Here is an 11,439-nt window from a genome sequence, read left to right as displayed (position 1 = left end):
CAACCGGCGCCCGCATCAGGCGCTGGGCATGAAAACACCCGCTAAGGCATTTGCATTAGCGGCTTGAGTTGAGCAGGAATCGCTGGGTCATTACAAGGGATCCATCCATACCAGGGATTTCGTTTGCAATTTGCGCAGAAAATGGAGGCTCGTAAATTTGATCTTCCGAATCCCATAGCTGATATACGCGCTCAAAGTTAGCCTGAGATACTTCTACCCATAGGCCAATATAGTATGGATATTCTTGCGGTTTGACGAGCAAGGGGAGAAGCGCACGGATGAAAAATCGCTTTCCTTCAATAATGCACAAATCGCTGCTTTCTGCGACCTGTCTAGCTCGGTCTTCCGCAGATAGTTTAACGACCTCCGCAAGCGGTGCGCCTTGATGTGGATATATCGAATCAAGCAACGTCTATATGAGTTGCAAACACGCGCACAGTGGATTTGATCGCCTAGGCCACTTGTTTGGCCAGTTGGTGATATAGGTCTGCCACATTCGAGTCGTGGGCCACTTTGCCTGCCTGTAGAGCAATTACACGGTCGGCTGAGGCAATCGTCTCCGGACGATGTGCGATGATGATCCGGGTTATATTCAGACCCTTCACTGCGAGATTGACCGCGTATTCCTTAGCAATATCCAGATGGCTAGTAGCCTCGTCAAGTAGAAGGATTTTAGGGCGCTTGTACAGGGCACGCGCCAGTAGTACCCGTTGCTTTTGTCCGCCGGACAGAACAGTGCCCATTTCGCCGACTAGGGTGTTGTAACCCATCGGCATCGCAGCTATTTCATCCGCGATCGCGGCAAGCCGTGCACATTCCTCGACCCAAGCCTGATCGACGCTCGGATCGAAGAAGCTGATGTTCTCAGCAATCGATCCCGCGAATAGTACGTCGTCTTGAAGCACTGCACCGATTAACTGGCGTAAGATTTCGCCACCAAAGTGCTGGACCTCGATACCGCCCACCGTCACCTTACCATCGGTCGCGGGTAATATTCCAAGTAACACATTGATTAGGGTGGTCTTTCCGCAACCGGACGCCCCTACGATCGCCACCGATTCGCCAGACGTGATCTTAAAACTTACATCATCCAAGACCCATGACTCTTGTTCAGCATAACGGTAGCGCAGATTGCTCACTTCGATGACCGGATCAATGACAGTAGTGTCCGTCACATGCGAACTATTCATAGACTCGGGTACTGTGAGAACGATGTCAGCCAAGCGCTCACCTTGCAAGCGAAGCATCTTAATTTCGAAGAGCTTATCTATAAGAGAACTGACACGGCCATCGAACTGCCCTTTATAGGCGTTAAATGCCATCAGGACACCTACGCTAAAATCACCGTCTAAAACCATCTTAGCGCCCAGCCAGATGATCAGAATGTTTTCTATGCCGAACAGCAAGCCATTGACAGTCCGATACAGCAACATTAACTTTTGAGTGCGGATGTCTGCATTGATTTGGTCGACCAACAACGTTAGCCAAGTAGCGCGGCGCTCATCATGACGCTGAAACAGCTTGATTGCCTTTACACCACGTACCGTCTCCAAGAAGTGGCTCTGCTGCTTGGCTGCATGGACGATCTGCTCCTCCGTCGCGCTGCGTAGTGGCCGATACCAAGCCCAGCGTGACAGTCCATAAAGCGTCATCGTGCCTACCGCAATCCAGCCAAGCGTGCTGCTATATATGAACATCACAATTAGAGTCACCAGCGACATGAAACCATCAAGGATCGCCTCTAGGAAGGACGTCGTGAGTGTGTGCTGGATCTGGTCGACAGTACCAAAGCGAGAAGCAATATCACCCAGATTGCGCTTCTCAAAATAATCGACGGGTAGCCGAATAAGATGCGTGAAAACATTCGCACGCCACTGAACGCTGAGAGTGGTTGTCATATACATGACCACCCAAGAACGAATTGCACTTACAGCTTGCTGCATGAGCATTAGCAGACCGAAGCCGAGAGCTAGAGTCGTCAATAGGTCACGGTCACCTGACACGATAACGTTGTCTATGACCCATTGCAGGAAGAAGGGACTGATCAATGCAAACACTTCAAGCGCCGCCGCCAGAATTAAGATCTGACTGAACGAACGCGCAAGGCCCGAGACGCGGCCCATCATAGAACGCAGTCGGATAGTTTGCACTTGCACCTGCGGCTCAAAATTCTGGCTCGGCCACAGCTCCAACGCGACCCCGGTAAATGCTGCCGATAACTCGACCTTTGCGATCTCGCGCATGCCGGAGGCGGGATCATGGATCGTGACACTTTTGGTGCCCACCTTGTTCAGCACTACAAAATGGTTGAAGTTCCAGTGAAGAATGCACGGCAGCTTCAACTTGTCGAGCTCGTCAAGGTCTACTCTCAGCGGACGCGATTCCAGGTTCAGCTGTTTTGCCATCTTGATCAGATGCGCGAGCGTGGCTCCCTTGAGCGAAATCGAAAATCGTCGGCGGAGCGTCGCCAAATCTGCCCGGAAGCCGTGGTAGCCCGCAACCATGCCAAGGCAAGCTAGGCCACACTCCGTGGCTTGAGTTTGTAAAATAACGGGCAGCCGACTGCCGTACCAAAATCTTATGTTGCTAAGAATATCGCGAAGTAGGTGCATACCAGGATTTCAATTAGAGTTTGCCGCTCAGGCTGTAAAGTGGTTCGAGCACCCATTCGTAAAGGCGACGTTTTTCCTGCAAAATGTCAGCCTCAAGCGTCATACCAGCTTGTAGAGGTTGGGGGCGGCCATATGCCTTAATCGTTTGCTCAGAAAGATTAACCGTGACACGGTACAGTGGTTCACTGCCACTCGCCTGCGCCGAAGATCCACTCATGGCTAGCAAGTCGCTGCCTGAAAGTGCAACCTTGGCCGTGTGCACGACCGTTCCTTGCGCTTGGCCGAATTTTTGGTATGGATATGCTTGGTAGCGCATCAATACCTTGTCGCCGGGACGGACAAATCCGATGGCACGGCTGGGGGCGTACAAATAGGCCATCATCGTAGCGCCTTCCGGAACGATGCTTACCAGCGGCTTCCCGCCGTCGACCGTCTGTCCAACTTCGGCCATAACTGCCGTCGCGATGCCCGACTCCGGAGCAGTGATTCCGAGTCTACGCTTGGCTTCACTCTCGGTTAGTTCCTGGCCTAGGCTAATAATATCCCGTTCGATCTGTGCCAATGTATTCTGGTGGCGCAATGGCATACTCGCCAGGTCGCTACGCTGACTCGCCAGGTCCCGCCTCACACTGATCCGATCTCGCTCCAGCGCCTGTAGACGAGCACGCTGATCAAGCAAGTCCGCTTGCCGCTGTTGCAATTGCTCTTTTGAAATGAAGCGCTGAGCCTCAAGGTCTCGCGTCCGTACAACAGCTTCTTCAGCCAGCTTGACGCGGCTAGCTTGGCCCTCAATCTGATTGCCGATTTTGGATATTTCAGCCTCTAAACCATCAATGCGTTTCACCGCCGCAATGCGCTCATCTTCATTAAGCCTGCGCGTTTTTTCAAGTGCGTCTTTCAGCGAGTCGCGCCGTGTACTAACTTGGCTGCTGATTGCCTCCTGCACACTGCCTTGGGTATAGCTACGTCTCTCGCTCGACAACACATATAGCACATCCCCTTGTTTGATCATTTGCCCCTCAACGACATTCTTTTTCACGACAATGCCGAACTGAGGTACATATACTTTAACCAATCCAAGATCAGGAACAAGTTGCCCTGTCACGGTCGAGCGCTTGGTGTAGGTGCCGAAAAACAGGAATAGCAACACTATAAGTGCGCAAAGGCAGGTCAAAAAAACAAGATAAGTAAAACTAACTGGACGGATTAATACGATATCGCCGAGCCAATTAATTGGACGTGCATTCAATGCTTCAGTTCGATACAAATTTCTGTCATTCATAAAAGAATACTTTTTCCTACGATAGTAAAATTTCGTCTCAAAAATCTCTCAGGTATCGTCGAGCTAGCCATCCTTCTACAAATTCTTCTTTGAAATTACATTATTTCAACAACTGATTTACTTCCGACCAGCAAAAATCACAGCAATGGCTCTTGAAATTTTCAAGTTTTAAACTAATATATATTATTCTCCCATAAAACAATAAAATTATTCCAGGGCAAATAATGAAATATTAATTCAAAAATCAATCACAATTTTTTTTGATGATCCATTGTGCAATATTTTAATCATAAAAACTGGTCCTTTTAAAATTAAATCAAAACCCGACTTTGTCATCAGAATCTCATTCTCATTCCATTTAAGTGGTGCTGGCAACCTTGACTGAAAGATGGTACTTCCTTCCTCTCTCGATTTTATACCGTAGCCCTGCTTCTTTATACTTTCCTCAAGGAAGTTCTTCATTTCAGCGCATCCTTGTGGATTATCCGTAGTAATTTTAAATCTTGCTGGAAGCATCATTCGCAGAACAACCGACGAGCCTGCAAATGCAACCAATAGAGTTATTGGTGCTGCAATAGGTTGATCAAAATAAATTAAAATAACCTGAAAAATAGAAAATCCTATTACTGTTGCAGCCACATACGATCCTAACTGTTTCACAGATTGAATTGCAAACAGTTTCAAAAAGAATGATCCCAATAGTTCAATTTCAGAAATTTTCATTTTGTATTAATAAGTTTTAAACTAAATTAATTGGCGATTTGAGAGATCAGCTAGCGAGGACTTAGACAAATTTCGAAGACATCCAAATTAGATATTCCGCTTGGGAGGTAAAGCAATTGAGTGTAACTGCGTGTTCTTAAATTGAAGATCAGAGCTGGTCATGTTCTCTGAGCTATGCAGTGAGAAATCTCAAACAATCTTTTATTTTCTTAGATGTGGCTCCATGTTTAGCAACATTCCATCTCAGTATTAATATGTACACAAATAATTGACGGTGCCACAGAAAGAAGATATGGTTTTTAATGAAAACGACCAGGTGAATTATAGAAATTAATAATTAGGACGACATATTTTACTACTTTGGATAAAAAAATAGCGACGGCTTTAACAATTAGAGAAAGCCGTCGCCCACAAATAGAAATTAACAACTAAATCCAAGAAACAATTCTAATTTTTTACAAATTAAAATATTACTACGAGCCAATTCTTGATTTTCTCGAAAGTTCTCTTGGATTCTAAAATAGTTAAAATCCTAGATGCTGAATGCTAATTTCGTGCTTTCTACTTCTTACTTAGCATTGACTGGCTTGGCGAGCACGTAATACGCCAAAGCGGCACCACCCATTGCCCCAATCACCGCACCCAGAGGGCCAAGAAAAGCGCCCGCACCAAAACCTTCAGCAATCCCAGCGCCAATGGCAGCACCTGCGCCCGAAGCAGCGCGGGACAAACCTGCACCGACGATCACATCGGCAGCACCAGCACCGGAAACTTCTGCAATTTCAACAATACTCAATTCACGCATTCAATAACCTCAGATATTTAGTTGGTTTAGATTTGACTACCTAAGACTCGAACATATGAAACGGTAGCTAGAAAATAAAAGCTATATTTTCAACTATTATTTCACTCTGTCCAATTACCAGCTCAAAAACTTCTTTTCCCATTCATATCCGGCATATATTAACTGTCTGCTATGTCCGAGGAGCGGTAAGTGATCTCGAAAAGTTGCTAATCGTCATCACGTCTGAAAAAATCATAACAAAACTTTCTGTGCAAATAGTCACCAAATGTAACCATGAGGAAATTTTTCTTACAAATTCTTAATATTTGTTGTTTATTAATCAGATGTCACTACCTACAGCACGCGATTTGAAGCAAGATCGAGCACGCTCATCGCTTTGAGTACACACACAAAGCAGCTATGTGGACCGTCAGCGATGCAAGTGTAACCTGATGTTTAACACACCTAAGAGCCGCTGATCTCTCGATCCCGAACACGAAAGGGCTGATTAAGAGGGTACTCATCAGAGTTAGTACCCCAACAATCACGCCAGCAACAATAGTCTCTGAGATAAGCCCGCCGCTTTGATCCGGCAATCGCACAATCTTTCCGCTCTCCGCTTTGATAGCGCAGAGAACGCTGTAGGCTCATACAGACCGACACCCGTTGTAGAGTCAATGAGCAATGGCATATGTTCACCATTCCCCATATCAACCAAGTCAACTTCATACCGTGACATCATCTCGCCATTGTTTACAATATTGGCGATTAGGCTATATGTTGCCTAGATCATTGTTAAGATAAAACTGCAAACAATGAAAAACGCCTTGCAAATCAATGACTTACAAGGCGTAGTTTACATCCACTATCTAACTGGGTCTCAGAACGGGATGTCGTCATCCATGTCCGAGAAGTTCGGCGCTGGGCGCGGGGCTGGACGTGGTGCCGGGGCCGGTGGCGCCATCTGCGGACGCGGGGCCGGGGCCTGGCGCTGTGGCGGGGCTTCGTAGCCACCGCCGCCGCCGTAGCCGCCGCCGTCATCCATGTCGTTGCCGCCCATGCCTTGACGGCCACCCAGCATCTGCATGTTTTCTGCAATGATGTCGGTCGCGTATTTCTCTACGCCATCCTTGTCGGTGTACTTGCGGGTCTGCAGACGGCCTTCGACGTAGACCGACGAGCCTTTTTTCAGGTACTGGCCAACGATTTCCGCCAGACGGCCGAAGAACGAAATACGGTGCCACTCGGTCTGCTCTTTCTGCTCGCCGGTGTTGCGGTCTTTCGAACGGTACGAAGTCGCCACTGCGATGTTGGCGATCGCATCACCGCTCGGCATGTAGCGAATTTCCGGATCGCGACCCAGATTGCCGACGATGATGACTTTGTTAACTGATGCCATTTTATTAAAACTCCCTGTGATCGGCGCAAAGTAGAAGTTTAGCTCACTTTTGATCCGGCACCGATACTTCTCTGCGCCGCCGCCTTGTTATCGCTCAAACTCCACCGCGCCGGACTGGTGAAACACCAGTTCCTGCACCGGTTTGCCGTCGCGCAGGTGGTCGCCGATGATACGGTCCATATTGTCCGAGGTGACGTTGTAGTACCAGGTGCCATCCGGCTGCACGCAGACGATGGGGCCGCCCTTGCAGGCGGCAAAACAGCTCACCCGGCTGCGCTTGACGCGCAGGTCGCCGGCGTCCAGCCCGGCCGCCTTGAGCTTGCCGCCCAAGCTGTCGAACAGCGCCTGCGAGGCGCCGTCGGCGCTGCAGCGCGGGCCGGTGCACACCAGCAGGTGGCGGTGGTAGTTGCCGATCTTCGGCTTGATGACGGGTTCACTCATGCTTCGGCCTCCCACGGCTCGTTCAGGGTGGCGCGAATATACTCGGGTGGCAGGCGGTGGCGCAAGGCCAGCGCTTCGATGCTGTCGCCGGCCGCGTGCTCGGCCTGCAGGGTGTCCAGCCAGCCCAGCAGCCCGGTCGACAGCGAACGGCCTGCCTTCTCGCCATCGCGCGTGGCGCCGCCATCTTCCATGTCGTACTTGTTGGCGTAGCCGCGCGGCGTGACCATCAGGCCGTGGCGCACGAAGGTGTTGCTGTTGCCGATCAGCACGGTACTGAGCATGCCGATCTCGGCCTCGGCCATGCTGTCCAGCGTGGTGAAGACGATGTGCTCGCGCCGCCGGTAGGCGCTCTTGACGATGGCCACCGGCGTGTCCGGCCGGCGGTGGCGCAGGAACAGGCGCTGCGCCTCGACGATCTGGCGGGTGCGGCGCCCGCTCTTGGGGTTGTACAGCGCCACCACGAAATCGGCCATGGCCACCGCGTCCAGCCGGCGCGCGATGGTGGGCCAGGGCGTCAGCAGGTCGGACAGGGAGATGGCGCAGAAGTCGTGCGTGAGCGGCGCGCCCACCAGCGCGGCGCAGCTGTTCAGCGCCGACGCGCCGGGGATGATTTCGACCTGCACCGCGTCGTCCGGTGTCCAGCCGGCCTGGAACAACACCTCATAGGTCGGCCCGGCCATGCCGTAGACGCCGGCGTCGCCCGATGATATCAGCGCCACCTTCTTGCCGGCGCGCGCCGCTTCCAGCGCGCTGACCGCGCGGTCCAGTTCCTCGGTCATGGACTTGCGGATGATCTCCTTGCCTTCGATCAGATCGGCCACCAGCTTGATGTAGGTGACGTAGCCGATCACCACGTCCGCTTCCGCAATGGCGTCGCGCGCGCGTTGCGTCATGTGTTCCACGCTGCCCGGGCCTATGCCGACCAGCATGATCTTGCCTGCGTCTGTTGTACTCATGGTGTTTTCCTTGCGATGGAGACGGTGGCGTTGCGGCCATCCGCGCCCTTGTGTTTATGTTTTTCGACGACCAGCGCGGTCATCGGCGTATCCGGCCCGGCCGCCAGCAGCGCGGCCGCCTCGCTGACCGACGGCGTGCCGGTGTAGCGGCGCACGGTTTCGGACGGATGCGGCACGGCCACCGCCGCCAGCTCGTGCGCCTCGTAGAAGCGCAGCGGCCAGCCGTGTTCCTCGGCCAGCGCCAGCAGCGCTGCCTCGTCGCTCTTGAGGGTGATGCTGGCCGCCGCGGCGACCTGCCGTGGCTGCGCGCCCGCCATGGCCAGCGCGCCATGTACCGCCTCGCGCATGGTTTCCAGCGTGACGCCGCGATCGCAGCCCAGTCCTATGGTGAACTCGCTCATGCCTGCAGCGGTGGGCGGTACACCACCAGCCTTTCGTTCAGCGCCGTCCAGCGTTCGGCCGGCACTTCGGCGTGCGTCACCCACAGCAGCGCGGCGTAACGCTCCAGCGGTACCTCGTCAAAGCGCGTGAAGCGGTGGATGTTGTCGGGCAGCGGCGTGGGGCGGGTCCACCAATCCGGACTGCCGGCTTCCTGCACGAAGGCGATCGGTTCGCCGTTGACCACGTGCGCCGATACGCGCGTGATGTTGATCTTCGGCGCCTCCACCTTCCAGCCAAGGTGGCGGCCGAGGATGTCGACCGGGATGGTGCGGCCGACATCGGAGGCGGTGGTCAGCACCGGCGCCGCGCCCAGCAGGTCCGCCACGCGCTCGCTCCACTCGTTGGCGCCGCCCACATGGCCGGACAGCACGGGGATCACGTATTGGCCTGCGTCGTCCACCACAATGATGCCGGGATCTTCGTCCTTGCTGCGCAGGTGCGGCGCGATCAGGCGCACCACGGCGCCGAGCGAGACGAAGAAGATGATCTGGTCATAGCCGGCAAACAGCGGGCCGATTTCGTCGCGCAGGGCGCCGTCGTAGGCGTGCACGGTGTTGGCCAGTTCCGAGAACTGCGCGGCAAACTTGGCCGAGGTGCGGATGTCGGCCTCCGGCAGATCGACTGCCAGGCGCGCCGCCTGCGCCGCGCCGTGTTTGGTGATGGCGACCAGGCACACACGTGGCGCCGGTTGGTGGGGGGTGCTGCTCATGCTGCCTCCGTTGAAAGTGGTTGCGGGCTGTCCTTGCGCAGGCAGCCCTTGATGCGTTCACCGCGTATGCGGTGCGGGTGTTTGATGATCAACAGCGACAGGTAGCTGACCTTGACGCCGCGCAGCGACAGGATGTCGCCGCCGCTGAAACGGCGTTCGTCCGGCGCGCCCACACGCTCGATGAAGTGTGCGCCGGCCAGCAGCTCGCGTTGCCGCATCCAGTCGATCAACTCGTCGAGGATGGGCTTGACCTTCATCAGCACCAGCGTGTCGAAGTCGGGCAGCAGGCGGTCGACCGCGCTGACGCCGTAGGCCGCCGGCACGATGGCGACCGTGTCGTCCTGCTCGGAGAACGGCACCGGCACTTGCGCGCACGCGGCGGTGAAGGAATTGACGCCGGCGATGATCCGCACCGGCACTTGCGCGTCGATTGCCTGGACGGTGCGCGCGAGGTGGCCGAAGGTGGCGTAGGTACTGGCGTCGCCCTCGACCAGGAACAGCACATCGCGGCCGGCGCGCAGCCATGGCAGCACGGTGTCCGCGGCCTTGAGCCATGCGCGGCCAAGCTTTTCGCCGTCATGCGTCATGGGGAACAGCAGTTGCGCGTGCTGCTCCGGGGGCGCCAGACCGGCGCGCCGCGCGATGTCGAAGGCGTAACTGGGCGTCTTGCCGCTGCGCGCCGGATAGACCCAGATGGTGTCGCGCCGTTGCAGCGCCTCCCAAGCGGCGCGCGTGATCAGGCCAGGGTCGCCGGGGCCGAGCGAGATGCCCCACAGGGTGCCGCGTTCAGTCATGGGCCTCCTCCCGGCGCGCGCACACAATCCACACGGGGTTTTCCGCCGCCATGCGGTGCATATGCAGTATCGGCTTGCTGCGCGCGGCCTGCAGTTGCAGCACGTCCCACGTCACGCCCTCCAGCGCCTGCAGCGTGGCGGTGGCGGTGGCGAGGTTTTCCAGTGTGACGAAATTCATCACCAGCGTGCCTTGCGGGCGCAGTCGGGCGGCAATACCGCTGATAAGCGTTGCCAGCTCGCCGCCGGAACCACCGATGAACACCGCGTCCGGGTCGGGCCACGCGTCCAGTTGTTCCGGCGCCTTGCCGAGGAACAGGCTGTAATTGCTGACGCCAAAAGCCGCGTGATTTTGTCCGGCGATGGCGTGGTCCGCGTCATTTTTTTCGATCGCGTAGACGTGGCCTTGCGGACAAAGCCGCGCCGCTTCCAGGCCCACCGAACCGGAGCCGGCGCCGATGTCCCATACCACGCTGTCGGCCCGCAACCGCATGCGCGCGAGGCTGACGGCCCGTACTTCCTGCTTGGTGATCAGGCCTTTGTCCGGCTGGCGTTGCGCGAACTCGGCGTCCGCCAGTCCGAAACGCACCGGACGCGAGGACGGCGTCACGCGCCACAGCAGCACCACGTTGAGCGCGGCGAAGCGCATGCCGGCCGCCTGCCGCGGCGTGAGCTCGGCCAGCACCCGCTCGTCCGGCTGCAGCAGGTTTTCCGCGACAGCCATCAGGAAGTCCTCGCCCATGCCTTCGGCCAGCAGCAGGCGCGCGATGCGGTCCGGCGTGTTATCGGGACTGGTGAGCACCAGCAAGCGCGCATGCTGGCGTACCGCCTGCGCCAGCGCGTACAGGCCATGGCCCGGCAGGCTGCCGCGTCGCCATTCTCCGGCATCGCGCGCGTGCACCGAGACGATGCGCGCATCCTGCCAGGCCAGGCCGATACGCGCGCACGCCAGCTGCAGCGTGGACAGGTTGGGCAGGATGTCGAGCACCTCCACGCACAGGTGCTGCGCCAGATACGGTGCGATGCCGTGGCACAGCGGGTCGCCGGTGGCCAGCACCACGCATGACAGGTGATCGGCACGCGCGGCACGCACCCACTCCGGCACTTCTTTCAGCTTGCCGATGAGGTCGTGGCGCAGCGCGCCGGTTTTGAATTCGCGCTCCAGCAGCGCCAGCGTGCGGGCGCCACCGATGATCACGTCGGCGTTGCGCAGCAGCGCCAGCGCGTTGGGACTCAGGCTGGCGACGCCGTCGTCCAGCACGCCGATGACGCGGCAGGGATTGGGATCTTTGGTTTGCATA

12 protein-coding genes are annotated in these 11,439 nt (G+C 55.8%); all 12 read right to left on the bottom strand.

The annotated features are described in order from the left end of the window. Positions 1 to 55: 55 nt before the first annotated feature. Entirely contained in the window at positions 56 to 409 is a 354-nt protein-coding gene (locus FHW83_RS31330) for a DUF2199 domain-containing protein (RefSeq protein WP_176647011.1), read from the bottom strand. Between the two features lie 43 nt (positions 410 to 452). Further along, positions 453 to 2,612: a peptidase domain-containing ABC transporter gene (locus FHW83_RS14325; protein WP_176647010.1), complete on the bottom strand. Its 2,160-nt coding sequence runs from the start codon at positions 2,610 to 2,612 to the stop codon at positions 453 to 455. Positions 2,613 to 2,625: 13 nt separating this feature from the next. Further along, a complete protein-coding gene (locus FHW83_RS14320) occupies positions 2,626 to 3,894 on the bottom strand; it encodes an HlyD family secretion protein (RefSeq protein ID WP_176647009.1) in 1,269 nt (422 codons plus the stop codon). A 237-nt stretch (positions 3,895 to 4,131) separates the two neighbouring features. After that, complete coding sequence (locus tag FHW83_RS14315; RefSeq protein ID WP_176647008.1) at positions 4,132 to 4,617, bottom strand: hypothetical protein; 486 nt, start codon at positions 4,615 to 4,617, stop codon at positions 4,132 to 4,134. Positions 4,618 to 5,185: 568 nt separating this feature from the next. Continuing rightward, positions 5,186 to 5,422 (bottom strand): hypothetical protein, encoded by a 237-nt coding sequence (locus FHW83_RS14310; RefSeq protein WP_176647007.1) that lies wholly within the window; start codon positions 5,420 to 5,422, stop codon positions 5,186 to 5,188. Positions 5,423 to 6,281: 859 nt separating this feature from the next. Next, a complete protein-coding gene (gene ssb / locus FHW83_RS14305) occupies positions 6,282 to 6,800 on the bottom strand; it encodes a single-stranded DNA-binding protein (protein ID WP_176647006.1) in 519 nt (172 codons plus the stop codon). Between the two features lie 87 nt (positions 6,801 to 6,887). Next, complete coding sequence (locus FHW83_RS14300) at positions 6,888 to 7,241, bottom strand: ferredoxin (RefSeq protein ID WP_176647005.1); 354 nt, start codon at positions 7,239 to 7,241, stop codon at positions 6,888 to 6,890. Continuing rightward, positions 7,238 to 8,197, bottom strand: a complete 960-nt coding sequence (gene cobJ, locus FHW83_RS14295) for a precorrin-3B C(17)-methyltransferase (RefSeq protein WP_176647004.1) — start codon at positions 8,195 to 8,197, stop codon at positions 7,238 to 7,240. The genes FHW83_RS14300 and cobJ overlap by 4 nt, the downstream gene beginning before the upstream one ends. Further along, on the bottom strand, positions 8,194 to 8,598 hold the full coding sequence (locus tag FHW83_RS14290; protein ID WP_176647003.1) for a cobalamin biosynthesis protein: 405 nt from the start codon (positions 8,596 to 8,598) through the stop codon (positions 8,194 to 8,196). The genes cobJ and FHW83_RS14290 overlap by 4 nt, the downstream gene beginning before the upstream one ends. Continuing rightward, positions 8,595 to 9,347, bottom strand: coding sequence for a cobalamin biosynthesis central domain-containing protein (locus tag FHW83_RS14285; protein WP_176647002.1), 753 nt, complete (start codon positions 9,345 to 9,347; stop codon positions 8,595 to 8,597). The genes FHW83_RS14290 and FHW83_RS14285 overlap by 4 nt, the downstream gene beginning before the upstream one ends. Further along, positions 9,344 to 10,141 carry a precorrin-2 C(20)-methyltransferase gene (gene cobI / locus FHW83_RS14280; RefSeq protein ID WP_176647001.1) on the bottom strand — a complete coding sequence of 266 codons (798 nt, stop codon included), beginning with the start codon at positions 10,139 to 10,141 and terminating at the stop codon, positions 9,344 to 9,346. Before cobI ends, FHW83_RS14285 begins: the two co-directional genes overlap by 4 nt. Further along, the gene (cbiE, locus tag FHW83_RS14275) at positions 10,134 to 11,438 is read right to left on the bottom strand and encodes a precorrin-6y C5,15-methyltransferase (decarboxylating) subunit CbiE (RefSeq protein ID WP_176647000.1); all 1,305 of its coding nucleotides are present in this window, start codon (positions 11,436 to 11,438) and stop codon (positions 10,134 to 10,136) included. Before cbiE ends, cobI begins: the two co-directional genes overlap by 8 nt. Between the last annotated feature and the right edge of the window lies 1 nt (position 11,439).

Source organism: Duganella sp. SG902, assembly GCF_013376005.1.
Taxonomy (GTDB): Bacteria; Pseudomonadota; Gammaproteobacteria; order Burkholderiales; family Burkholderiaceae_D; genus Rugamonas.
This window is presented reverse-complemented; position numbering and strand designations above follow the sequence as displayed.

Bases quoted from the DNA above. Each gene is read 5' to 3' on its own strand.
- FHW83_RS14325 (WP_176647010.1), bottom strand. From the start codon at position 2,612: ATGCACCTACTTCGCGATATTCTTAGCAACATAAGATTTTGGTACGGC.
- FHW83_RS14320 (WP_176647009.1), bottom strand. From the start codon at position 3,894: ATGAATGACAGAAATTTGTATCGAACTGAAGCATTGAATGCACGTCCA.
- FHW83_RS14315 (WP_176647008.1), bottom strand. From the start codon at position 4,617: ATGAAAATTTCTGAAATTGAACTATTGGGATCATTCTTTTTGAAACTG.
- FHW83_RS14310 (WP_176647007.1), bottom strand. From the start codon at position 5,422: ATGCGTGAATTGAGTATTGTTGAAATTGCAGAAGTTTCCGGTGCTGGT.
- ssb (WP_176647006.1), bottom strand. From the start codon at position 6,800: ATGGCATCAGTTAACAAAGTCATCATCGTCGGCAATCTGGGTCGCGAT.
- FHW83_RS14300 (WP_176647005.1), bottom strand. From the start codon at position 7,241: ATGAGTGAACCCGTCATCAAGCCGAAGATCGGCAACTACCACCGCCAC.
- cobJ (WP_176647004.1), bottom strand. From the start codon at position 8,197: ATGAGTACAACAGACGCAGGCAAGATCATGCTGGTCGGCATAGGCCCG.
- FHW83_RS14290 (WP_176647003.1), bottom strand. From the start codon at position 8,598: ATGAGCGAGTTCACCATAGGACTGGGCTGCGATCGCGGCGTCACGCTG.
- FHW83_RS14285 (WP_176647002.1), bottom strand. From the start codon at position 9,347: ATGAGCAGCACCCCCCACCAACCGGCGCCACGTGTGTGCCTGGTCGCC.
- cobI (WP_176647001.1), bottom strand. From the start codon at position 10,141: ATGACTGAACGCGGCACCCTGTGGGGCATCTCGCTCGGCCCCGGCGAC.
- cbiE (WP_176647000.1), bottom strand. From the start codon at position 11,438: ATGCAAACCAAAGATCCCAATCCCTGCCGCGTCATCGGCGTGCTGGAC.